This is a genomic window from Leptospira langatensis (assembly GCF_004770615.1).
Taxonomy (GTDB): Bacteria; Spirochaetota; Leptospiria; order Leptospirales; family Leptospiraceae; genus Leptospira_B; species Leptospira_B langatensis.
Map to the genome: position 1 here is coordinate 180509 of NZ_RQER01000007.1, position 25942 is coordinate 206450.

14 protein-coding genes are annotated in these 25942 nt (G+C 44.7%); 5 read left to right on the plus strand and 9 right to left on the minus strand.

Annotated features, from left to right (window positions below):
• Positions 1-3 precede the first annotated feature (3 nt).
• The 6 genes from EHO57_RS12545 to EHO57_RS12570 all read right to left on the minus strand — a co-directional run bounded on the left by EHO57_RS12545 (position 4) and on the right by EHO57_RS12570 (position 8644).
• Entirely contained in the window at positions 4-1479 is a 1476-nt protein-coding gene (locus tag EHO57_RS12545) for a flagellar hook-length control protein FliK (RefSeq protein WP_135643618.1), read from the minus strand.
• Between the two features lie 109 nt (positions 1480-1588).
• A complete protein-coding gene (gene carB / locus EHO57_RS12550) occupies positions 1589-4900 on the minus strand; it encodes a carbamoyl-phosphate synthase large subunit (RefSeq protein WP_135643620.1) in 3312 nt (1103 codons plus the stop codon).
• 76 nt (positions 4901-4976) lie between these two features.
• Entirely contained in the window at positions 4977-7316 is a 2340-nt protein-coding gene (locus EHO57_RS12555; protein WP_135643622.1) for a sulfatase family protein, read from the minus strand.
• Positions 7297-7878 (minus strand): RsmD family RNA methyltransferase, encoded by a 582-nt coding sequence (locus EHO57_RS12560; RefSeq protein ID WP_135643624.1) that lies wholly within the window; start codon positions 7876-7878, stop codon positions 7297-7299. Before EHO57_RS12560 ends, EHO57_RS12555 begins: the two co-directional genes overlap by 20 nt.
• Positions 7875-8420, minus strand: a complete 546-nt coding sequence (locus tag EHO57_RS12565; protein ID WP_167882249.1) for a hypothetical protein — start codon at positions 8418-8420, stop codon at positions 7875-7877. Before EHO57_RS12565 ends, EHO57_RS12560 begins: the two co-directional genes overlap by 4 nt.
• 32 nt (positions 8421-8452) lie before the next feature.
• Positions 8453-8644 carry a hypothetical protein gene (locus tag EHO57_RS12570; RefSeq protein ID WP_135643743.1) on the minus strand — a complete coding sequence of 64 codons (192 nt, stop codon included), beginning with the start codon at positions 8642-8644 and terminating at the stop codon, positions 8453-8455.
• Positions 8645-8749: 105 nt separating this feature from the next.
• Between EHO57_RS12570 and EHO57_RS12575 the strand changes: the two genes are divergently transcribed.
• The 5 genes from EHO57_RS12575 to EHO57_RS12595 all read left to right on the plus strand — a co-directional run bounded on the left by EHO57_RS12575 (position 8750) and on the right by EHO57_RS12595 (position 13055).
• Positions 8750-9742 (plus strand): hypothetical protein, encoded by a 993-nt coding sequence (locus EHO57_RS12575; RefSeq protein ID WP_135643626.1) that lies wholly within the window; start codon positions 8750-8752, stop codon positions 9740-9742.
• Between the two features lies 1 nt (position 9743).
• Entirely contained in the window at positions 9744-10103 is a 360-nt protein-coding gene (locus EHO57_RS12580; RefSeq protein ID WP_135643628.1) for an LIC12806 family lipoprotein, read from the plus strand.
• Positions 10104-10282: 179 nt separating this feature from the next.
• Positions 10283-11431, plus strand: a complete 1149-nt coding sequence (locus EHO57_RS12585; RefSeq protein WP_167882250.1) for a DUF1574 family protein — start codon at positions 10283-10285, stop codon at positions 11429-11431.
• A gap of 23 nt (positions 11432-11454) precedes the next feature.
• Positions 11455-12831 carry an MBOAT family O-acyltransferase gene (locus EHO57_RS12590; RefSeq protein ID WP_135643633.1) on the plus strand — a complete coding sequence of 459 codons (1377 nt, stop codon included), beginning with the start codon at positions 11455-11457 and terminating at the stop codon, positions 12829-12831.
• A gap of 59 nt (positions 12832-12890) precedes the next feature.
• Entirely contained in the window at positions 12891-13055 is a 165-nt protein-coding gene (locus tag EHO57_RS12595; protein ID WP_167882247.1) for a hypothetical protein, read from the plus strand.
• 85 nt (positions 13056-13140) lie between these two features.
• Here the strand turns inward: EHO57_RS12595 and EHO57_RS12600 are convergent, their stop codons facing one another.
• The 3 genes from EHO57_RS12600 to EHO57_RS12610 form a co-directional block, all read right to left on the minus strand.
• The gene (locus EHO57_RS12600) at positions 13141-13464 is read right to left on the minus strand and encodes a hypothetical protein (protein ID WP_135643637.1); all 324 of its coding nucleotides are present in this window, start codon (positions 13462-13464) and stop codon (positions 13141-13143) included.
• Positions 13465-13467: 3 nt separating this feature from the next.
• Positions 13468-20922 carry a SpvB/TcaC N-terminal domain-containing protein gene (locus EHO57_RS12605; protein WP_425460793.1) on the minus strand — a complete coding sequence of 2485 codons (7455 nt, stop codon included), beginning with the start codon at positions 20920-20922 and terminating at the stop codon, positions 13468-13470.
• Positions 20923-21138: 216 nt separating this feature from the next.
• A complete protein-coding gene (locus EHO57_RS12610) occupies positions 21139-25512 on the minus strand; it encodes an LIC12048 family lipoprotein (protein ID WP_135643641.1) in 4374 nt (1457 codons plus the stop codon).
• Between the last annotated feature and the right edge of the window lie 430 nt (positions 25513-25942).

Sequence of the window (25942 nt, forward strand, 5' to 3'; positions counted from 1 at the left end):
TCCTTAAACCAAAATGTTTAAGCGTCTGTCTGTATTCTTGTCGGCGAATTCCGAAATTTCTGTAGAGCCTAACTCGGAAACTTCTTCAGAAAGAGAGGAAGAAGAAATAGCAGAAGATCCGTCTGCGAATGCGTCTTCAAAATCCCGAGCAGAGGATCCGCCTTCTCCGAAAGAAAACTGAAAGGAGTCCTCTACTTCTACGATCAGGGATTCCAATTGAAGTCCTTGCTCTTTGAAATCCTTTCTTAATTGTTCCAAGTCTCCCGCAAAGAGCTTACGGACCTGATCGGATTCAACGACGATCTTTCCTTGCACCTTATCTTCTTCCACACTGATACGAAGAGAGACTCGTCCTAACTCTTTAGGGTTCAATCTGAGAGTGGCTTCCGATCTTCCGTTCTCTACTATGTTTAATTTCGCGGACTGGACCAATCTCTGGAAGTTTTCTCTCATCTGAGAACGATCCATTATATTCTGATCCGTTTTCAATTTGGAAGAAGAGGACGCGGATACTTCCTTATTCTCTTGGACCCCAAGTCCTGCTTTCAATAAGGTCAGAGTGGTTTCGTTGCCCTGTCTCTGGGAAAACTCTTGGTTCTGAGAACCTTTACCGGAAGAATCGGATTTAGCGGATGCTTCTTCTGCGGAAGCGATCTTTGCCTGGTTCTTAGTGATTGCGGAAAGCGATTCTTGCTTCTTTTCTCTGGTGATCTTCCAGTTCTCCGATTCGGGAATGAAATTCTCTTTATGAGATTCTTTTAATACGGTTAGGATCTTTTCTTCGTTAGCCGGTTTGGAGAATTTACGGGCCTCTTCTAGGCTTTTCAGACCTTCTTCGAGACTTTCCTTTTCAGAGGATCTTTTGATCTCCTTATTAGGACGTTTTTCTTCTTCCTTACCTGTTTTAATGGAAGAAGCTTGGGTCTCTTCTTTTTCAGCAGCCGCTTGCTGCACATGGGATTCTTCTTTACTTTGCTTGGAGATCTTTTTGAATAAGGATGTTTCTTCTTTGTTTGCAGGATGGATCTCTATCTCCTTTTCCTGCTTGGATTCCAGATTTGTAATAAAGGCGCTCATCTGGCTGATAAAAGGAGAATCCAATTCTACTTCTTCTAATTCCAGCTCGAGATCTTCTTCTCCGTCCTCGGATACTTCTTCTTTGGATTTACTCTCGAAGAGTCGAACGAGTTTGGAATTCTCCGTGTCGATCTCTTTGTCTTCCGGTTCGTCGGAACTGATCTCTTCTTCTTCAAAGAGTTCTCTTTCTTCGGCGACTTCTTCTTTGGAAACTGTTTCGAAGGCTGGCTCGGAAACCTTTTGGCCTTCTTCTAAAACCATTTGAGAGCGGAGTTGTATGGACTTCATGAGATCCATGAAGCTTACGGCAGGGGCGCCCGTTTTTTCGGATACGGATGTCTTAGGCTCCGATTGGATCGAATACCCTTCTTCTCTGGTTGGTCCTTCCGTTCTGATCTGCATAGCTCGCCCCTTGCATTATTAAGGATCGAAATATGCCGGAATTCCTTGATGACTTTATAAAATTATCTTCTTCCCTTTCGGGATTATGTCTCTAATTGAACAGGTCCGCTTATTTAGAGCGATGGATCTCTTGGAGAGAACGGATGGTAAACCCCTTGTCCGTCATCTCTACGAGGCCCTTGATAAGCGCCTTCGCCGCACTTGCAGTGGTCAAACAAGGGATCTTGTAACGGATTGCGGCCTGGCGGATCGCAAAACTATCGTCCCGGGTCACTCTGCTGAGTGGTGTATTCAGTATCAGATGGATCTTGTTCTCTCTGATATAGTCGAGAGCGGTCGGGAATTGGTTATCATAGACCTTATTGATCTTGGAGGAAAGGATCCCGCTATCCGAAAGGAATTTATGGGTCCCTTCGGTGGCGATCAGATTGAAACCTAGGTTGGAAAGATCCTTGATATACTTCAAAAGCTCTTTCTTGTCCTTATCATTCACGGAAACGAATACGGTTCCCTGAGAAGGTAGCTCCTCTCCAGCCATGTACTGGGATTTTAAGAAGGCCTCACCTGCGGTGTCGGCGATCCCCATGACCTCTCCGGTGGATCTCATTTCCGGACCGAGGATGGTATCCACTCCTGGAAATTTATTAAAAGGTAATACTGCTTCTTTTACGTTGACCGTAGGGAATTCCATCTCTTTAGGAAGTGGAAGATCCTTCAGTGTCTCTCCCATCATGATGCGGGTCGCATATTTCACGATAGGATGTCCTAAAGCCTTGGATACGAAAGGTACGGTCCTAGAGGCGCGAGGGTTTACCTCGATCACATAGACGACCTCGTCCTTGACCGCGTATTGTATATTGATCAGTCCTTTGACCTGAAGTTCTAAGGCAAGCTCTCTTGTGGCTCTTCGGATCTCTGCGAGCACATTCTTGGATAGGGACTGAGGAGGAAGAACACAAGCAGAGTCACCGGAATGGATCCCAGCTTCTTCGATATGTTCCATGATCCCGGCGATAAACACGTCCTTGCCGTCGCAAAGAGCGTCCACATCCACTTCGATCGCGTCTTCTAAGAAGGAATCCACGAGTAGAGGCCTGTCTTCGGAGATCTCTTCCGCTTTTTCCATGTATTTATCCAGCTCTTTCTCTTCGCTGATAATGAGCATGGCCCTTCCGCCCAAGACGTAGCTTGGACGAACGAGCACTGGATAGGTGATCGCCTGTGCGATCTTGCGCGCCTCTTCCATGGAAGTTGCGATCCCGTTCTTAGGAGAGATTAATTTCAGTTTTTCTAATACTTCTGCGAAACGCTTTCTGTCTTCGGCTCTATCGATGGAGTCCGGGCTCGTTCCGAGGATGGGAACTCCCCTGCTCTCCAGGTCCTTAGCGAGCTTGAGAGGGGTTTGTCCTCCGAATTGGATAATGACTCCGGAAGGCTTTTCCTTTTTGTAGATCTGAAGTACATCCTCTAGGGTCAGAGGCTCGAAATAGAGTCGATCGGAAGTATCGTAGTCCGTAGAGACTGTCTCCGGATTGGAATTCACCATAATGGATTCTACTTTCAGATCCTGGAGAGCAAAGGAAGCATGGCAACAGCAATAATCGAACTCGATCCCTTGTCCGATCCGGTTCGGCCCGCCGCCCAAAATAATTACAGACTTGGCAGAAGTGACGTTTGTCTCGTCCTCTTCGTCATAGGAAGAATAGAAATACGGGGTATATGCCTCAAATTCTCCGGCGCAGGTATCGATCCTCTTGTATACGGGAGCTATATGAGAAGATTGTAATACACCTTCTAATCGAAGCTCTTCCTTCTTAAGGATGGAGCCAATCTCCGCCTTCTTCTTGTCCGGAGTATGGGTAGAAGATAGGATCTTTTCGATCTCTTGTTTCTTAGCGAGGAAGGCCAACTGGCGATTCGCAAATCCCGCTCTCTTGAGTTTCGGCAGGATAGAATCCCCTTTTTCCAAAAACTCTTTTTCTAGTTTTTGCAGGTCTTCGAATTGGTATAAGAACCAAGGATCTATCTTGCAAAGATCGTGGATCTTCTCCACGCTGTAGCCTTCTTCTAAGGCTTTCTTTACATAGAAGATCCTCTTGTCGTTCGGTCTACGTAAGAATGCGTCTATTCTTTCGGATCTTTGCGGAGCGGAAAGAGAATGGAATTCTACGAGTTCCGCGAAATTCCCGTCGGATCCAAAACCGAATCGATCGATCTCCAAGGAACGCATTGCCTTTTGGAAGCTTTCCTTGAAGGTCCTGCCGATCGCCATGGCCTCTCCGACTGCCTTCATCTGTACGCCGAGGGTATCGTCTGTGCCTGGGAATTTTTCGAATGCGAATCTTGGGATCTTGGTCACTACATAATCGATAGAAGGCTCGAAGGATGCAGGAGTGACTCTTGTGATATCGTTCTTGATCTCGTCCAAGGTATACCCGATGGAGAGAAGAGCTGCAATCTTTGCGATCGGGAATCCGGTTGCCTTGGAAGCAAGCGCGGAAGAACGAGAAACCCTAGGGTTCATCTCGATCACGATCACATCTCCGTCGGCAGGATTCACCGCGAATTGGATATTCGAACCGCCTGTCTCCACTCCGATCTCACGGATGATCTTGATGGACATGTCCCTGAGATTTTGGTATTCCTTATCGGAAAGTGTCTGCTGGGGAGCGACAGTGATGGAATCTCCCGTATGTACTCCCATCGGATCTATATTCTCGATGGAACATATAATGACTACGTTGTCAGCCAGGTCCCTCATGACCTCTAACTCGAATTCTTTCCATCCGAGTACGGATTGCTCCAGAAGCACTTGGCTGATCGGAGAGGCTTTGAGCCCCTTACTCACCACTTCTTCGAAGGTTTCCTCGTCGAAGGCAATCCCTCCGCCGGTCCCTCCCAGAGTAAAAGCAGGTCTTACGATAAGAGGAAGGCCGATCCTTGCCTTGATCTCAAATGCTTCCTTGATATTATTAGCGAGTCCGGAGTTCGGCACATTGACCCCGATCTTCTGCATCGCTTTCTTGAAGAGCTCTCTGTCCTCGGCTTTTTTGATCGCGTCGATCTTTGCCCCGATCAGCTCAACATTATATTTTTCTAAAATACCTGCATTGTGACAGGCAAGTGCTAGATTGAGTGCGGTTTGTCCTCCCACAGTAGGAAGGATGGCGTCCGGTTTTTCCTTTTCCAGGATCTTTTGGACGACTGCCACAGTGAGCGGTTCCACGTAAGTGGCATCCGCAAGGTCCGGATCCGTCATGATGGTCGCGGGATTTGAATTCAGAAGGATGACTCGAATTCCTTTTTCTCTCAGAGCCTTGGTGGCCTGGGTTCCGGAATAGTCAAATTCGCAGGCTTGACCGATAACGATCGGCCCGGATCCTAGGATGAGAACGGAGCGGATTTCTTCCCTCTTGGGCATATTATTTCCAGGATTTTTATTCTAGCTTGTACTTCAAGCCTTTCCGTGGAAGAAAACGTAGGAGTTCCTACCTATTCTAGGAACCTGTCTTAGGCAGGAAATATTCTCCCGCCTTCTTCCATTTACCGGAATTAAGAAGCAGTATTTCTAATCGAGACTTGAGATCGGCACAGGCTCCGTTGGGAAGAGGATGGGTATTCCAAGGGTCCTTCTTCCGATCGTAACAGAGATATTTCACTCCTTCCGGGCCTGGCACATAGATCAGCTTCCTGCTTCTGTCCTGGATCATTCTATGTTTCGAAAATAGGACTGTTTCCTTGGCATAGGAGTCGGAAACCGTCACGCTGTTTCCGTCCTCCGGATCGATCGTATGCAATTCCAGAATGTTCGGATAACGGATCCGATCCTTTTGGAAGAAATGATCCCCTCGGTCCGAGAACCAGATCCCGGTTTCCGAATAGACCGTTCTATCCTCGGCCCAATCCCCCCCGGTCGGCAGATGGCTTAGATCCTTCCCCCCTAGATCCGGCTTGGAATCGGTTTCCAAAACGCTTAAAACCGTAGGGAAAACATCCAAAGAGCTGGTAATCCCTTTAAAATTCCCGGCTTTTTGCCCGGAGAACGACTTAGGATACTTGAGGAGGAGAGGGACCTTGGTAACCCCTTCTCCCCGGAGATGTTCCCCATGCCCATGAGAATGGTCCTCTTCAAACAGGGACTCCCCATGGTCGGAAGTGAGAAGTATTAAAGTTTTATCATATAGATCCCTTTCTTTCAAACGAGCGATGATCTCGCCCACAGCATGATCGAAGGACTTCAGAGAGGCTTGGTATATCTTACGGATCTGTTCCTGCTCTCTTGCGTCTGGCTTCTCGGAATTGCTTGGATCTACGAATCGAAAGTATTTGGAAGGACCGTAGTAGTTCGGATCCGTCCCGTCCTTATAGAAGGGATACGGAGGACTGTATGGGAAATGGGTCACGGAGGAAAAGTAAACTGCAAAGAAAGGCTTTCCTTTTCGATCGAAGATCGGATCCAGATCGGAAAGGATACGAGAATCGTCTCCTAACGTAGGTAAGGAACGGATAGAAGAAAGATATTCCCCTCCTCCAAAAAAAGAACCGGTCAACACGGGAAGAAAGAATACCTGAGACTCTATCGTTCTCTGTTGGGTGAGAGTCTCCGCACTGAAATTCGGCGCGTGTATTTCTTGGAAACCCCAGTTGGCTCTCGGGAAAATATCTCCCGCAAAAGAAGAGACCACTGCAGTTCTATGAGTCTCCGACAGAAAGGAAGGAAGAGTAGGAATGGAAACTCCAAGCTTGGACCTATCCTCTCTATCAGGGAACATATCTTGGATGCCATGCTCAAAAGAATATCTTCCCGTCAATAGATCTGCCCAAGCGGGAAAGGTCCGAGGAATGGTAGTATGGTGATCCAGAAACACAACTGAATCTTTGGCAAGTGCATCTATATTCGGAGTGAGATCCTTATTTCCTTGGATAAAGCCGAGTTTGTCCTCTCGGATACTATCCGCGGCGAGAATGAGAACATTGAATTCTTTAGACTTCTTTGCGATCGGAAATTGCGGAGAAGAAGGTCCCTTTTGAAAATCATGATGTACGAATATAGAAATACCGAATGCGAAGAGAAGCGCGGAAGCAAGGGCGAGATCCTTTTTAGATCGGAATACGCCAGTAAGTTTCCAAGATCCTGTTTCCCCGATCGCCGAAGGATCCTTACTCACAATTGCAGGAGTGATCAGTAAAAAATCCTTACTATACAAAAAGCAAAGAGCAAAAATCCCCAAGAACAAACCGCTGAGATGGAACAAGTAGAAGAGTATTATAAATACTAGATATTCTATCAGGGAACGATACTGTTTCGTTTGCCAAAGAGAGAAGAAACTCCTGCCGACTTGTAAGCCCAGAAAGATCCCGAGCAGGGAAGAAAATACCCAAGGAGGAAAATGATCCGTGATGAAATACAGAAACCCGAGAGCCCAAGTGTGCCTATAATAGAAAAACTCTCCGTACACTTGCGGATATTTGGAAACGGAATGGCAGAATAATAGGAATAAGACAGAAAACAGAATGGAATAGATGCGCAGAGGTGAGATCCGCTCCCCCTTCTTCCAATCCATAAACTCTGGACCTAAAAATAAGATCAGGGCCGCGAGAAAGAATGAATATGCAGAAAGAAGAACTCCTCCTAAGTCTCGCAAAAGAAGAGGGGCTAGTCCATAGAACAAAGAAGCGAACTCACTGATATCCACTCCCATCACATGAAAGGAAGTATTCGTGAGTAAACATAGAAGAGAGAGAACGAATACGAAGATCCCTGCGTGAAGCCAAGGATTACCGGAATGAAACTGAGTGAAGAAAGATCCTTTGGATTTAGACCAGAATGCGGACATTCAAAGTATTCCTTCCGAAAGAACGAGAGGTAAAATCTTCCCAATCCAAAGGAGTCGGAGATTGAATGATGATCGCTGCAGTCCCAGGCTCATTCTGTATGATCTCGTCCACGACCGTTCTCAATTTCTGGGTTTTCTTTTCCCAGAAAGAATACGGTGGATCCATGAAATACACCTTGGAAGTCTCCGGAATATCCAGACCCGAATGGAACCGAAGTGCGTCCTTTCTCATGATTAGATGAGGTTTGCCTAATTTTTCCAAGACACCTTTCAGACTTTCGTAGCGGTCCCAGGCAAGTTCCAGAAAGACGGCCCGAGCAAAACCTCTACTCAAGGACTCGATCCCCATCTGCCCGGAGCCGGCAAACATATCGATAAAGGCAGAATCTTGCAGATTCAATCTGCCTTGCAATTGCAAGGACTCCAGGATATCGAATAATGATTTCTTAATGATCGCAGGAGTAAAATTACTCTTACCCTCCGGAGTGACTGGAGAAGGAATGACTCTACCCTTCAATTCTCCCGTTTGGATCCGAAGCCCTTTCCCCTTCTTTGGTTTCATTTTTCCTCTTTCTTCTTATCCAGGTTCATTTCCAGGATGCGAATACGTTTGCCCAATTTAGAATCCCTGGGAGTGGACTTGACCTTGTCTAAAACGCTTTCCGCGGATTGATAATTTCCTGCCGAATACAAAATGCAAGCGTAAGTATAGACACCTTCCGCATAACGAACGGAAGATTCTCCTTTATCTAAGAAGATCTTTCCCCAACGGGTTCCGGAGTCGTAAGCCTCTAGTACCAAGGCTCTCTCTAAGAATAAATACACGGAGTTGAAGAAGATAGAAGGATGATCCTTGGATCTGGAATAAATGCTAAGAAGGGTCTTGTCAATCTCCTCGAGGCTGGGCTCGGAGGCGACGTAGAGAAGAAGGATCTTATAATCCACTTCGCCGGAGCGGAGACCATGGCGGGAAACTTTTACGAGAGTATCGTAATTTCCTTTTTTATAATATTCGTAAACTTGCTCGAAGTCCACTCCAAAAACGGAGGCACCGAATAGAAGGAAAAATAGAATAACGGAGAATTTGGAAGCGGCCTGGAACATCCCGAATAAAAAAGGAAACGGCCGCTTTAGGATTAAAGTTCGATTACGCTGGAAGAACCGCACATGGAGCAGATATGATTTTCAGGGCCACTATAGGAACCTTCACTGTCATCTTCCCAACGATGATCGCAGTCCTCGCAAACAAAAGTGACGACTTCGTCGTCGAGAAAGTCCTCGTCGCCGTCTGTCTCGTAATCTTCATCAAACTCGTAGTTATAAGGCATATTTACACGGAATCCAAGGAGGGTCCTGGAGTCAAGCCCGAGTAGGTATTCCTGCGCCAAAAAATAAGTGAAACATCCGGCCTTTCGGGAAAATCTGTCAGATACATGCTGTACCAAGCCAACCACAGAAGTTACCGGAAGAAAGCCAATTATAAGCCCTTAGTATTCTTTCTTATCTTATTAGCCTTGGGGGGCATAGCCTTCTTCTTTCGTCAGGACATCAAGAACCTGTTCGCGGGAGACAGACGTCTTCTTTTGGAAAAGGAAAGAAAGATATTGCAAGAAGGGATCGTAAAAGGAGAACCGAAAGAAGGAGAGATCAAGGACTTCAAATCGGTATCAAAAGAATTTGTGACTTCCAATCCGAAGGAAGGGATCTCTTATCATTATTCCGCTCTATCAGGATATTATGAATTCTTACTATTGGGATTTCGTTTTGATTCCGGTACATTATCCAAGATCGCGTATACAGGATTCGAGGAATTCTTAGCCCAAGACAGCTCTTATTTACCCTTGGTCGAAGATTCGTACAGACAGGCATTACGTGCCCAAGCAGTGGATCCTGAGTTTATGGAGTCCACGGACAATCGTTATCTGATCGCATTCGGAGAAGCGATCCGCCAAAAGCTCAGCAGAGCCGCTTTGAACAAATTGCTTGTGTCCATCGATCCCGAGAAGCTGAGTCCGGAATTAAAGGCGGGTTATGCTTGGACTTGCCTCGCAGGAAGTGCACTCTCCGGGAATGCAGATTTTCTCAAAAAGACTCTCGCCCGCCCCGAGATCTCCGGCCCCTTACTGCTCTCCGGGAGGGAATCCGATTTCTTGATCGCACTCTCCGAGTTCAGAGCCGGACAATATGTATCCTCCTTGAATTTCCTCCGCAGAGTGAAAAACACAAACGAAGATTTTCTCACAGGAAGCTCCAAGATCTTGGAAGCAAAGATCTTCTTCTACCAAAACTTGTCTCCTAAGGCAATCGCTCTATTAGAAGAATATTATCCGATTTCCGCGGACAGAAAGGAAGAAGTCCTGAAATTAGCCAGAGAGATCCTCGCAAAGAACCCGACCCTCAAAACCAAACTCCCCATCGAGGAATAAAATGAAACGACTCCTTCTTCTTGTCCCATTTCTGATCCTGGATTGCGGGTTCAAACCGGTCCCCCCACCTGCAGGCAAATTCTGCGAGCCTATGCTGAAAGAAACCCAATGCATCACCCTGGATTTCAGAAAGGGAAAGGCATATCTCGCGGAGAAAGAATATCCGATGAAGTCCACTAGTATATTAAATTATTCGTATACTGTAGACGGAGTGACCTACGAGCTCGAAGTTCTGAACGAGAACCGGGTCAAGATCGTAGGCACGAACGGGTTCAACAAGACTTTGTTGAAGTTGAAAGACAAGGATGAGAGAAAGAAGGAGTGGGCGAAGTTGTGGGAGGCAGTGAAGGGAGTGTTTTGAGGGGGGAGCTTGGAGATTCGTAAATCAGCGGTTAACTTCCAACCTAAAAATCAATATTAAGATCATTAATAAGAAATTTAGAATAGAAAAATCAAACCTCCAATTAGATCTCAAGCAGTCTCCATTGCTACTATTCAAAAAAGGCTTGCTTCGATGCATTCGAATTATACACATGTAACGTGAATCATGATGTATCCGGAAAGAACTATCGAAAGCGAAAGTTTTTTGCATTTTTTATCCCAGTTTTAATTCTAATTTCCTTTCTCATAATTGATAAGATCTTCTTGATCAGCTCCGTGCAAGAGAAGCTTGCCGCCAATCTTCCATATACCGGTTCATTCACGTCTCTCATAAAGAATGAAGATCTAGATGAATTGAACTATGTTAAATCCAAGAAAGTATTTCTTGCCGCCGGAACCTCCCGAAGTATTTACTTTAATGGATATCCAAATATCGGTTTTACCCGAAAAGACCCATTTCTAACTCCGCAAATATCGAAATCGTTAGAAGAATGGGAAGGAGTAAGCATAGGCATGGCAGGCGCAAGCATGCGTCTTATTTACGTCCGCCTATTACAAGCATTAGAGCGAGGGTGGAAGCCGGATTTCGCATTCGTTGAAGTTTCGATGATGAGCTTTAACAACGATAGAAAATATAAGAATTTTCTTAAGCAGAATATCATCCCCGTAAATTTCGCCTTGTTGCATTGGAGACAACTAGGACTGAAAACCGTTTGGGAAATCGTCTTTCCAAATTTCTTTTTGTCTTACAAATATCAATTTTCTCCGAATAATTTCCTCAGACTTCTCCAAGGAGAAGATCGGAAATGGGAATCAATCGTTGCAGGCATGACTGAAAGTGGTATCTTCGACGCTACAAAACACGCATTGACCAAAAAGGACCGGCCTCGCCTAGAAACGTTTACTATCGAAGATTATTTTAATCCAGGTCCTGAGCTGGGCAATATCTATAGGGAAAAATTCGAAGCCGGTCTCCTTGTCTTAAAAAGTGAACAAACCGGGAATTCGTATAAAGCTGATCCTGAAGAATTAGAGTATTTGACCAAAACAATCTTGCTATTGAAAGAAAAAGGCATCCCTACAATTTATTGGAGACCGCGAGTTCATACCCTTTTGAACGAGTACGAGCGATCCGAATCTAATCAAAAAGAGTTTGAATCGAAAGTCATAAATACGATTCGCAGTTACGGAGAAAAATACGTGGATGCAAACGATCTTCCGATGAAATGCAATTATTTTCGGGATGTAGGTCATTTTTCTCCGAGATGCTTTACAGAACTTTCTTCCTTTCTTCTGCCTATTCGCTAATCCAACCGGTAATTTAGAAAAACATGTTATTTAATAGTCTCGCATTTTTGATCTTCTTCTCTTTTGTTTATTTGATCTATTGGGCTTTGGGCCACAAATGGAGGAGAGGCTTTCTCATATTCGCTTCACTTGTATTTTACGGGTATTGGAGCCTTGTTTTTCTAGTTCATTTCGTTTCGATCGTAATTTTGAATTACGTATTTTATTATTTCTTCGAACTACAAGGTAGAAAAAAGGCACTCACCTGGATCGTGGTCCTGAATCTGGTAAATCTTTTTGCCTTCAAATACTACCCATTCTTTCAAAGGATATTAACCGATTTTGGCTTTAAGCTCAATGTCCTTCCCGGAACTGGAGAATGGATCCTTCCGCTTGCCATCAGCTTTTATACGTTCCAAATGATCTCCTTCCAAGTGGACGTGCATAGAGGAGACTTTAAGAACAAAGTTTCTTTTCAGGATTTTCTTCTATTTATCCTCTTCTTCCCTCAATTGATTGCAGGACCGATCTTGCGCGCTAAAGATTTCCTAAATAGGATCCATGTTCCTAAAACCCCGAGGATCCTTTTTTCACTCACCGGATGTTGGTGGATCGTATTCGGGTTAATTAAGAAGGTGCTGATCGCAGATCAAATCTCTCCTTGGATCGATTCCGTTTACAGCTCACCAGGAATTTATAATGCAGAGGCGCATTGGGCAGCATTCTACGGCTTTGCCGTTCAGATTTATTGTGATTTTTCCGGTTATACGGACATCGCCAGAGGATGTGCATTACTTTTAGGATATAAACTCCCTCCGAATTTCTTGGCTCCTTATTTTTCAGGCTCCTTCCGAGAGTTCTGGAGACGTTGGCATATTACACTTTCCACATGGCTGCGGGATTATTTGTATATTCCTTTGGGAGGAAATCGATTCGGTGATCGTAGAACTTACCTCAATTTGTTTATCACCATGCTACTCGGCGGGATCTGGCATGGAGCAAATTATACTTTTATAATATGGGGAGCTTGGCACGGGATCCTTTTAGGACTCGAAAGAATGATTGGTGCACGTTTTCCGATTACTAAAAAACTGCCCAAAATCGTTTCGATTTTAATAGTCTTCCATCTTGTCTGCTTCGGATGGGTTTTCTTCCGAGCAGATTCAGTGACTGACGCTATTTCCTTTTTCTCCGGATTGGCAAATATCACAGGAAATAAACTGAAAATCCCCGGAAGCGTCCAGTGGATCCTACTTACTTTCTTGGTCCTACATTGGTTCGAATACCGCCGATTCAACCTCAAATCCGAGAAATGGAACTGGGCGTTTCGCTATGCATTGCCACTTGTCGGGATTGCTGTAGGCTTCTGGGTTGCTGGATCCGTTTCCGGTGAACGATCCTTCATTTATTTTCAATTTTGATTTAGCTCTTTCTTTAGTGTAAGTGCGAAGGTATTATCTAGGGAATGTGGGAAAAGCCCATGAAGTCCATTAGTATATTAAATGATTCGTATACTGTAGACGGAGTGACCTACGAGCTCGAAGTTCTGAACGAGAACCGCGTCAAGATCGTAGGCACGAATGGGTTCAACAAGACTTTACTGAAGTTGAAAGATAAGGACGAGAGAAAGAATGGGCAAAGGTGAAGGGGATGTTTTGAGAGGCCCGATATTCTATTCTCTGGATTAACTCCTCCAAAATGATTGTCGTCAATATTAAGAAACTGATATTCTAGTTATTCTCCCCCATTGCTTTAATCAAACAATCTAAACGAATATCCCGATTTTCAATCCACAAATTAATTTCGATGCCTATTATTTTATTTTCCAAATAGTCAACATAAACCTCCTGAATACGTGAAGAAGCAATTATAGGACTATTAACCCAATAAATATATGTCGGTTCGTGTTTTTCTATGTGAATACCAATCCACTCCTCCCTGGAATCCAATAAGAGGCTAGCATTTTCTATAATTTCCGTGTTAACAAGGCCTTCTCGCAATTTTGGAAAGGAAAAATAGAAATTAAAATCAATCAACTGACAAACAATTTTCATCTTCTACTCTTTTGGTATTGGGATAAATCGCTTATTGTCTAATTTACTTCCTCTAATCGCTGTGGTAACCTTCCCGGTTGCAGGATTTGTCCCAACAAGTAAATCCTTTCCACTTGCAAAAGCACCTTTTTGAACATACACATGTGTATCGGTTTTAGGATCATAAAACTTTTGCCCTTTTCGAATGGCAACTGACGTCATTTTTTCGGTAATTCCTCTTTCCGCAAATCTATCATATTTCGCATGGGACCCAATTGGATTTCTCACTACAACTGCATTAACATTCCCTCCTTCTGGTCCTCCATTTCCTGAAAATTTAACTTGATTCAAACCTTTTCCAAGACGGCCGAAAATAATACCGCCAGCAAATAAGCTCCCCGCTCTTTCATATCGACCGAGAATACTTATGCCCTGAGTCCTACCGTATTCGTTTTGTTCTTCTCCCGAGGCGATTGCATTTGCTTCTACAATACCAAGGCCAATTCCACCGCCCAGGATGATCGGCGCTGTCCCTGGGGCAGCGGCGGAGATTTTAAGGGCAGCAAATCCCGTTGCTAAGTGCAGAGGAATGCTATCAATTGCTCCTTTGAAGAAAGCTCCAGCTTTTGCTGAATAACTTGGATTCTCTGGCGTAGACCAATAAGATGGTTTTTCAGGACTTGCTATTATATTACCATCATCGTCCGCCCAATGCCCCGTCGGATCCTTATACCGAATTGGATTCCCCCCAACATACGAGAACCGGTTCCACCCCTGCGTACTTCGTGCCCCATCAATGACAGTATCCGCGCTCGTAAATCTCGCAATCTGCGGATCGTAATAGCGTGCATTATAGAAATAGAAATTGGTTTCCTTGTCTAGCTCCTGGGAGTTATACTTTGGCGCAAAGTCCAGATTTCCTCTCTGGACAAGTGTCTCTCCGTATGGTTCGTACTGGGTTTGAGTTAAGGTATGCCCTTGTTCATCCAAGACGTGAGAAACTGAATCCACCTGATCGGTTAGGAAATACGCAGTTGTTCCTTCTTCGTTGAGGGCTGCGATCCGGACCCCATTCAAATAAACATTATTAATAGAACGTAATAGATTGTCTTGGTCTAGATATTCCAATCCATAGAATTTACTTGGATATAGGATCTCTTGGGTTACGGAGCCGGCACCTTGCGGGACCAATGCTTTCTTGCGGACCCTAAAGCCACCGTCGTCATACCAATAACTTCCGATGGTTACATTCAAAGAATCTTGGACCTGAGTGATCCGGTTCTGGGAATCTACGCTGATATTCTTAGTTAGGTCCTTGAGATTGTCCCTCTGGGTGAGCATATTCCCGGAGGAATCGTAGCTCATTACGAGTCTATCGTTCCCGCTCTGTGTGGAATTGATCTGTGTGACTTGGTGATTGCTGTACTGATAATTCCATTCGTCTTGGATGGAACTATCCGTATAATTATGCTCTCTCTTGGCGCTCAAGTTTCCGTTTTGTGCGTACGAGAAACTTTGGCGGAAGGTCTTGGTATAATTGCTTGCGGATTCCTGGAAGATCCCGTCGGCTGCTACGAGTCGGTTCAATCCGTCATAACTGTAATTGAATGCAGTCGTATAATCGGTTGAATTATTCGCGATGGAAGTGATATTATTTCGGCTATTGAACGCATACACCGCGTCTTGCAAGGTTTTGGAGTTTCCGTCCACATCCCCTGTGGAATTGATACGGACCATCCTCTGTTTTATATCGTATGTGTAATTGGTTTGGATCCCGTTGCCTAATGTGAATCCTGCAGTCTGTCCGAATTCATTATAGGTAATATTCTCTACGATGGTCTTGCTGCAATATCCAGGCAAGATCCCGTTCGTATTCACTTGGACAGAGATACCGGAAATATAACCTGCAGTTCCATAGGTATAGCAGGCCCTCATCCTGGAATAGCTCACAGGATGCTCCGGATAATCTATGATCGTTACTCGATCCAATAGATCATATTGGTATTCTGTAATATACGGTCCGTCTGCTAGATCGATCGTCAGGTTCTTGAGACTTCTGGTTTCTTTCTTTACCCTTCCCAGTTTGTCATAGCTGAAGGTCTTGGTTTGGGCCCCGTCTTCTACTTTTACGAGTTTTCCGAGCGCATTCTCGCTTCCACTGCCGGAATCGTAGTCGTAATACGTATCTCCGTCAGAAACGCTTCTCGTGCTCAATCTTCCCAAGGAATCATAAGAGTAAGTTGTAACGATCCCGCGCGCATCCGTGCTCTGGGTTAAATCCCCGAAGGCATTATAGGTGTTGGTGCTAACTCCAAAATCGGGATCACTTTGTTTTCTTTGGCGGCCGAATGCATCGAATTGCCAATATGCTTGGTTCTTTCCGGAAGTATCCTTTACAGTAAGTCCGCTCGCATCACAACTTAGATTTCCTCCATCATTCAGATCGGATTTCTTGATCAGATTCCCCGCAATATCGTAACAGAATCCGATCTGGGAATCCGTTCCGTCGGATCCGAAATCTTCTACATATAGGACCTGTCCTCTGGAGTTCTTAACAGTGCGCTTGCTCGTTCCGCCGCTATGGGCTTCTACTGTTTCAAAAGGATCGTTGTAAGTTACGCTTAGAACGGTTGCTTCTGTCTCTCCAGCGGCGATCGGAAGAATGGTTTGCACCAAACGTCCGATCGGATCATAGCGGAATTGGCTCGGGTTCTTTTCTTCCGCATGCGGAGCGTAGGTGTCGATCTCACTTGCATCGGCCCAGTCCGGCTGTCCTGTGCGAGATACTTTTCCATCCCCATCGTAGGTGATCTTTCCCGATCTTACAAACAGACCGTTAGACGCTCTTTTTACGGTATAGATGACCCGGCCCATTCCATCCTTATAGGATCGGGTTGCAAAGTCAGGATCCCCGCTCCCGGATGGGAAAGTGGTCTTCGCACTCAATGGATAGTTCGAATTGAAATCATACGATGCGAGAACCTTAACACCACTATCCGTGTCCGCGCTGGATTCGATCAATCTTCCGTAATCGTCATATTCGAAATAGGTCTTATTCCCATTCGGATCCGTACTATCTTCGGGAGAACCGAACGCTTTCGCATAGTTGATCGTAAATCGAGTCTGTAATTGTACGGATCCACCAAAGCTTGTCTTCTTCGTAATAAACTGGTGCAGCTCGTCGTCATACTCGTAAGAAGTCCCACGATTTGGGCTCGAACTACTATCCTTCTCCTGTACCAGATTTCCATACGCATCGTAACTCGAATCGATCACCTTGGAGGAAACGGAAGGAAGCCCGCTACCGGAATAGGAAGTAGTCTTTTTAGTCGGATTCCCTTTGGAATCGTATAAGATCGTGGTCGTAGTCTCATGAGTGGAACTTGCTAAAGAAACGACCCGCTTCGGACGAGTTTGATTCGAATTTGTATCCGTCTCAAAATCCGTGGATGTAGTAAATGTCTGGGAAGAATGAGCCATATCCGCAAACAGATCTGTTCCAGTCTCCAGAGTATTGGTGAGCTTATACCCGTCTAGAGTGATCGAATTCTGAGTGGTCTCCGTAGCAGTCCCATTGATGAACTTCTCCACCTTATTCGTATGAGAAAGATAAGAGATCTTGCCCGTAGTAATCTCGATATGCTGGATATCGTGAGTGTATTTTACAGTTCCATAATCCTTGTTATCGGAACCTACAATACGGGTCTGCTGTTCCGCTCCACCCAAGGCGCGGTTGTCCATAAAATTGGAATAAGGTTGGCTAAAGTAAGAATGAACAGTCTTAGAGCCTGCAGCATCGGTCATCGTGAACTGCGAAAATCCGAACGCATCATTCTCCTTCTTTCCGTTAATGAACCCGGAGAAAGCGACCCCGCCAGAGTATGAATATGTTTTCGGGATCGTATTCCCAAAACCGTCGTCTAAGGTAATCTTAGTACAAACCCTATAATTGATGGGAAGATCCGGTATATCATCCGTTCCGTTATTATCGAATTTGGTAGAGTTCTCATATTCGAAGGAATAAGAACCGCCTATACCGTTGACAACCTTCTCCACGATATCCGGAACGCTTCCGTTGGACATGGCAAAATACCAGTTCGGTTCCTTAAGATGAATGATCCCTATATCCGTGATCCCATCTCCGTTATAATCTCCCTGGATCCACTGGAAAGGATAGACCTTGGTCATCAGATCCGGACGGTCCAAGTATACACTCGTCACAGGACCGCTCAAGCTTACGATCTTACTCTGGGAAAGATCATAGAGACTGTTGTCACCATTAGACACAATGATCGGATATCCTCTATGATCAAAAGCGTTCAGGAAACTAACTAATCCAGGATTGTATACAGTGCGAGTAACGCTAGTCGCAGTGATCCGTATCTTAGAGAATACTACGGAAGAATCAGAAGGGTCTTCGTAGACGATTGATTTACCGATCGTTTCAGGGAAGAGACCAAATTGAATTCCAGCTTGGCTAGATAGATCATAATTTGCTGTAGTTATAGGAAGACTGACTCCCCCGGTCAGTAGTTTGAATTGGATCGTCGTGGAACCGACAGTTCCCAAATACCATTTATGAGTTCCTGTCCTGCGATCGACGAAAAGGATCTGTGATTTTCCAGATCCTAAGAAATCTCCGGAGAAGAAACTGAAGTTCGTGCGGTTATTTCGATTCGCACTGGAAGTTCCCACTTGGAACAAATTATAAAGATAAGAAGAAAGAACATCTCCCGCAGGATCCAAATAGCGAGTTCCACTCGGACCGGTGATCAAAAATCTTCCTGCACCTGTAGTCGACTGGTCATCCAAAATAAGAACAGATTTTGAAGAAGTGGAATCAAAGTTGTCCACTAAGTAGGCGCTACTTCCTATATCGAAATTCCCGATCTGGGAATCCGTAATGCCTGCAAGGTCCTTGCTCTGAAAAGAAGTCCCGCTGGCCTGAGTTACTACGAAGAATTTATTCGTAGAGCCCAAATCCATAAAGAAGAGAACTTCATCTCTTGCATTCGTAGTGTATCGGTCCGCCTTTCCTTTGAAAAGAGTCCTAACGGTCGAAGCCTCTGGATTGAATCCAGTTAATACGGATTCAGTAAAAGTAGATCCTTTCTTAAAATCGAATACCCCAGCTTTTCGATCATAGATCAAAAGCTCCGGAGAAGAGCTGCAATCGTCCTGCGTAAAGCAACCTGGAAAGACCAACTCCCCCTTTCCAGGATTCGCATTTCCATCGTATTGATAATCGAGTAAGACAGTTTTGGTATCGGAAGCGGCGTTAATTACTCCGAACCCTTTGGTAAGTTTTACTTCGTCCAGAGGAAGAGGAGTCTTCATGACCCGGCTTTGGTCCGGTCCATAAGACATATCGCTGTAAATCTTATATCTGAATCCGTTATTCGTTGCTTCTCCGATCCAGAACCTTCCATCGGAAGCAGAAAAGAATCCTATGTCTGTCTGTCCGTCTCCGTTGAAATCTCCTTGGAGCCAACGAGTGACAGAAGTAAATTGGGGGGTTTTAGACCAGATCTGAAAGTTGATCGTACCGTTAGTCGTTGCGCCAAGTGTCCAGTTCCCGGAAGCACGATCGAAGAGTAGAAAATCCGAAATGCCATCTCCATTAAAATCTCCGGAGAATCGATCGTTCGAGAATAATGCCTGCTCAGGTGCAGTAAAGATCTTATAAAGTACCCAATTGGTCTTAAAATAGATCGGATCGGTCTTATCCGGATTTCGTAGATTCTCTCCTACGAACCAATATCCGTTACGAGCATCATATAAAGAAATATCGGTGAGCCCATCCCCGTTATAATCTCCAACCAGGAAGTGAGTCTTGTACTGAGATCTTCCTTCTACCGAAGTGTCAGTTGTGCTCACGCTATCCATGTTCGCGTTCGGAGAATAATCAGATCTGTATAAGTTCTGGAATTTCTTTCCGATCTTTAGGAATTCGAAGTATCCGCCTTTATTCAACATCAGGGTCCAAAGCCCGGTAGGCTCGTCGAACAGCATGGAATCGGATAAACCATTTCCGTCATAATCTCCCGGGAACCATTCCATACGGAAAATATCCGGGATACCGCTCATCAATCTTCCGTAATTCTTGAATTGAAATACTCTCCCATCATGTTCCGCTACGATAAGATCCCTTGTCTCCGGCAGATAAAAACCGATATCGGCCCTTCCATCTCCGTTAAAATCGCCACTCACATTTCCCTTGAAGAATCGGATCTTAGATGGCCCGTCATAATTCTTATAGCGGTTCGCGTAGAGTTTGAAATTATATCCGCCTTCCTTACGGCCTTCTGCCGCCTTCCAATTCCCGGATTGAGGATTGAAGAAGAGCATATCGGATATCCCGTCTCCGTTGAAGTCTCCTTCAAAATATTGAGTGGAATCGGGAAGGACTTCCGTTTCACTCGAAGCTTGGTTGGCAACCGTTTGCCAATTGAGGATGCGAGTCGCTGTGCTATATTGGAATTCAGGTTTGGTAGTTTGACGATCGGAGTTTACCGTTTTTAGAATGGGCCTTCCTGAATCAAAGGAAGTATCGTATACAAGAGTATACGTCCAAAGTTTCCCACCGTTCCAGCCTACTTCTACCGTATCCAAAAGACGATCCATGATCATAATGAATCCGGGAGCCTTACTTACATAAGCATCTGGTCTTGTTTTCGTATTGAATCGGACATACTGTTTAGGGGCAACACCGCTTTGTGTATTCCCAGTATATCGAATTTCTTGAATATATAAGTTTCTCTTTTCCGAATATTGGGAAGTGTCGTATTGCACTTCCATATAATTGCCGTTTCTATCTTCCTGCTTAGAAAGATACCAAGCATAGGTCCGAGTGATCTGACTCGGATCGTAGATCCGATTCGAAGACGTATCCCCGTAAGTATATTTAGTGCCGGAAGAATCCTGGACAGTCCAAATCCCTCCGTTCTCTATACTCGTTAAATTTAAAATGACGAAGTTCTGATCGGTAACTTCAATGCGATAGGTCCCGTTCTCATTCGAAGTGGAACCGGAAACCTTGATCAATCGTTTACCATTCCAGGTAAATGTATCGCGAGAATCGTAGAACAAAGCCCCATATTCCGGAGTTCGAGTAATTGCTCCCAATCCTAAGCTCCAGCCGATACCGACCCATCCGTCTCCACCATTGGAAGAATAGGACAACGCCAATTCAGGCTGCATTCCGGCCCGCCCGGAAGGAATTTGGATCGGATAATTTAAGGAAACCTCTCCGAAATGATTGGGCTCAGGTGGTGCAATAAAGATCGCTCCACTTAACGGATCCGCTTTCGTCTGCGGGTCATCTATGGACTCACTATAGTTCGTCGAGATAGAGAAAAGATCACTTCCCTCAGGAGAAGGTGCCGAACCGGGAGAAGGCAGTGAACTTCCAGTAGGAAGCACCGAACTGAAAATCCGATTCATAAGACCAGTTCCATGGGAACAAGAAACAAAGAACAAAGAGGCAGCTACAAGAAAAGCTCGGACGAAAAGATACCCTTGAAAAGAGCGTCCATTTCCTTTCCGAAAGAATTTGGGAACATTCAAGAATGGCTTCGCCTTTTCCCAAATATAGGATCTCTGCCTAAACATGTATAACTGCCTTTGTTTGATCGGTTAGCTACATAAACCTTGCCACTTTCTAGTTTTATAAAGTGGCAAGGTTCCTCTTTCGTCTTACGGAACGATTTGCACGCTGAGCGTGTAGTCCCTTTCGAGCAAAGGAGAAAGGAAGAAGTTATTCAAACCGTACTGCAAGGATCCAGGACTGTTCAGATCCAAATTGAATCCGCGGATTACTTGCTGAGTCGTATCCTGCGCAAACCAGATTGGGATCGATTTAGTATCGTTCACGGCGATAGACACTCCAGATTGAGTTCCTTGGTTCGTAGTACTGATGAAGAACTCTCCGCTTCCTTTTAAAGCAAATGGTGAGAGAGTCGCAGTCCTACCTCGGATCGTCCTTTGAGAATTCTCGTAATGCTCCCAAACAGATACGATTGTATTGTTGGAAAGAACCGTCTTGCCAGGTCTTTGCACTGCAGCCGCAGATACGGAACCGATTGGCAGTGCATTCGTATAAAGGAACTGACCGTCCGCAAGGTTTAATACCTTTAGGTTCATCCCTCCATTCAGAGAGTATGTAACGAAGAGGTAGTTTCCTGAAATCGAAGCTTCTAAGTCGGTTATATTTGAATCAATAGTAAGATCCGTTGTTCCCAACTTAGCCCCGGTTGCCATATCAATTCCACGAGCATACCAAACATTCGAGTTTGATTGCCAGACAACAAATCCTTTAGTCGAAGCTCCTTTCACATGAAGGAATCCAGGAGATGCGCTTGCTGCGGAAGTGATAACTTGGTCGGTCCCGACCATTGTACCTGTTGTCAAACTATAAAGGCAAGCGTTCGTAATCTTATTTCCGGAATTAGGATTCACGTAATGCCTTGCGACAATCGCAGTCGATCCGCCTAATCCTCCCACAGAAACTTCATATCTAGCCGGATCTCCGTTCATCGTATCGCTAATCAGGAAAGTATCGATAGACAATGCACCAGTCGCCGCATTGAAGATCCGTCCTCTTACCAATTTATGCGTATTAAAAACATCAATGTACTGGTTGTCACTCCAAGCAATCAAGGCTCGATCTGATCCTAAGGCGAGGCCAATTGTAGACCATGTGCCTAAATCGTAATTTCTCGTTACGATCTTCTGTTCAGTCCCAATCGCTGCATAAGTAGACATGTTTCGGAAAGCGATATAAATATCCCTACCGTTGTCCCAAACGATCGCCACCTTTCCATTATCCAGCTTTGCCAACAATTTGTTAGGACTTGTAATTGCTGTAGTGCTGATCTGGAATTGGGTAGAAAGAGCAGTTCCGGTTGAAACCTGGAACACTTTTCCGTAGATCGCAGTATCTCTTCTCCAGATAACCATAGTAGCGTCGCCTGAAGTAACGGAAACAGGCTCACTCAAAGGAACCGCAGTTCCTGGATCGCTCAGAACATAATCACTATTTAAAGTTCCCACTTTGTAAGTGCGTCCAGAATTTGTGCTCAGCTGAAACATCCCGGAAGAAAGAAAGCTGCTAAAACTTCCGGCATCCGCCCATGAATTCCAGTAAGGTACTCCTGTATTATAAGAACCCATCCAGTTTACAGCTCGATAATCAGGAGTATATCCTAAACATCCGAACGGATTGAAGAGATTCGTCGTTGAGCAACTGCTTGGACTTCCCCCTGTTAGGAAAGGTAAGAATTGCGGAATGGTAGGATCCGAAGCAGGAGCTGCATTGACCTGAGTATTCCAGTCTGTAATAAAGGAATTATCGACGATCAGACGAGCATCAGGAGCGGTCAGAATACTCGGAATTGTAACTCCGGTTGTTCTACTATTCTTAGTGCGGATCGCGCTGTCCACTACCACAGTATAATATCCGGAAGGAGCGCCTGGAGTTGGAGTGCTGCTTACTACATTATAAGGATAAGAGTCGCCGCTAATATAGATAGAATCGTTCGGCTCGATATTCCCATAGGCGCCAAAAAGATAAAGTGTAGTGTCTCCAATACTTGTAGGAACATCCAAGGAACCGCGCATCTTCTTCACATCTGTGTAAGCCAAAGGCCAGATCGTATTTCGATATGCGCTATTTAAAGCGGGACGGATATAAATATTTACCAAGCTATTGGATGGATCTACCACTTGGCTTAAAGTAGGCATACGTAGACAAATACGGAATGTCTGATCCGCATACCCGGAAGTATCGATCCACATCTTACGGACTCGATACGGATCGTTTAGATCGGTATCTTTATAGACATGGACCCAGTCTGTTCGACTTCCCCCGAAACCTAAGCTGATCTCAAAGTCCATGACCTGATCTATATTAAATCGCTTGGTAGCAATCGTAGGGGTATATTTGAAATTCGTAAAGTATTGGTAGGACCCTCCGCTCGTGGCAGTCCCGAAGTCAGGACTCAAATACTTAGTTTGATCCAAACGAACAGTAAAGACTACTTTTTCATCGAAGCCAACTTTCCCGACAAAGAAGGAATTTTGATCAGGTTCGTATGGATTCTGCCCGAACTGAGATAGATCCCAACGAGTGTTGAGCTTGAAGTAAGAATTTGGATCGTTTGGATCAATCGATCCTCCTGTGGGAGACGACCCGGAAGTTCCAATGGCGGTTGCACCATATGGAGGATTAACTTCATTCTTTGCCAAATCCTTTACGGAAATATAAACGATATCGTAATTATCTCCCGCCCAAATAATTGAATCAACACCCTTTACCATCTGGGCTTTTCTGACGTTTCCAGGATCGAAGATTCTAATATTCGTTCCATCTACCCAATATTCAGTCGGAGCGTTGAATTTACCGTTGGAATAAATTGCCCAAACGCCTGCATTCTGCATCTCATCGGCTGTCCAGGAGCTGATTGGTTTTTGAACACAGGCAGTTCTTGTAACCCCATCGGAACTAGTATACGTTTGATCCGTGCAGGGCAACGTTGTTGGAATTCCTGCGAACGATTTAATTCCTTTGATATGTATTTTAGAATTAGATAATGCAGGTGCAAATTCACTAAAATCAGCAACATAGTCTGCAAACTCCACCTGAGGCCCGGAACAAGAAATTCTCTGTAAAGCTTTCTTTAAGCTCACCCCTGGAGCAAGGACGGAGGCCGTTGTCGTAGTACACGGATCATTTGCGCTAAGATCATCAAAGGCAGCCACCCGAAATTTCTCCCTGTAGTTTGGCCCATAGACTTTAACCAAACTAGTTCTACCTTTGGAGTTCTCTTCGATAACTTTTAAATTATCTCCCGTAAAATTCAGGAGTACGGATTTATAATTTGAATCGGCAACGTGAGTCATTGTATAATCCACGATGAAAATCTTGGGATTATAACCAGAAGCAATAGCGCTTTCTATTTCTGCCGTATTCAAACCCGGAAGCTCCACTACGTACGGACCGAAATCGTCTCCCCCATACACTTCCACCTGAAACAAACTATAATCATCGTTTCTTAAACGAAAGCTTTGAACTGGAATCAAATTTCCTTTTGCATCTTCAAACATGAGCGTGCAAAGAATATTACTCAATTTCACTGGCATGTTTACAGATCTGTTCTTAATGTAAAGCGCCGCACGAACATAACCGGCATTTGATTCCACAACGGAGGTAGTACTGACTTTGGATGTTTTTTCAGATCTATACTTTCGGGCCGAAGTACTTGCTGAATCAGATTTAACAGAAGTCGCATCCTTATCAATATTATTCTTAAATGGTTTATCTGCCCATTTAGTGGTAGTCGCTTCTTGTAAATTTCGCGCGGACCAACTATTTGAATTTTTGATTGAAGCCGAGCCGGATATTGAAAAAGCAGAGTTGGACGAAGATTGTTCTCCTCCGCCACCACTATATTTAAAACTCGTACTTGCTTCAAAATCATGTGACTGACTAGCTTCCGTTTCAGTCTTGTATTGATCTTGGAATTGAACTGTTCTTAAATTCAGTTCGTTCTGATGGATCGATTCAGAACCTTGGTTCTTAGTGGATTCCAGATCGTCAGAGTTAATATCGCTCGTAATCTCATCGCTTTGACCAGTGCTGCTTTTTAAGATAGAGATCTTCATTGTGATCGGAGGAGCGACAGAGGCGTCGATGTCCGGATAATCGGCGACCCACACGTTAGTCGTCGATTCGTTGATATTCAGGATCCCGTCCCCATCAAAGTCGTTCACGATGGTAGTCCCTGTCGGATCGATCGCTCCACCTAAGGCACTAACGTTGACTTTCGTTCCCGGAGGAAGATTGAAGAGATTATTGACTGGCGTGCTTGTCCCCCCGCTACCGATAGGAACTCCGCCCTTATCTACAACAAGAGGAACCTTCTCCGCAACCAACCAGGTCGCACGAGAAAGATCCACGTTCCCACCTTTTCCTGCAAGCCAGTCCATGACACCGCAAGAAGCGATCCAGGGAAGAATAACTAAGGAAACAAGTCCTCGCAAAATCACGGCCCGACAATATGAGCTCTTCATAACGATCCTCCAGCCTTCTCGTTTCCGGAAGACCATCCAAAAATATAAAGGTCACCAGGACAAATTACGAACGCCTACGTTCGCGGCATTTGACCCGATTCAATTTTTTGCACATAGTTTTGCCGAACTCGTCGCCGAATCAGCGCAGAACAATGGCTGTTTGGGATGGACGTTTCAAGAAAAGGGCTATTTTTGTCGATTGGTTTGCGTCGGTTTCCCAAATTTTTCTTTTTGTCGCATTAAATTCACTACTCAAGTAGCGAGTTTTCGGGATTTTTTAAAAATTCCGGGAACCTTTTTTCTCAAATTTGTTTCAGGAAGGTGAATGCTTTATCCTATTTTGGATACAGTATGCGCCACAAATATCCCGAATAAGGATATTTGTGGTCGAAAAATAAAATATTATGATATTTTAAATTAGTTTTATATC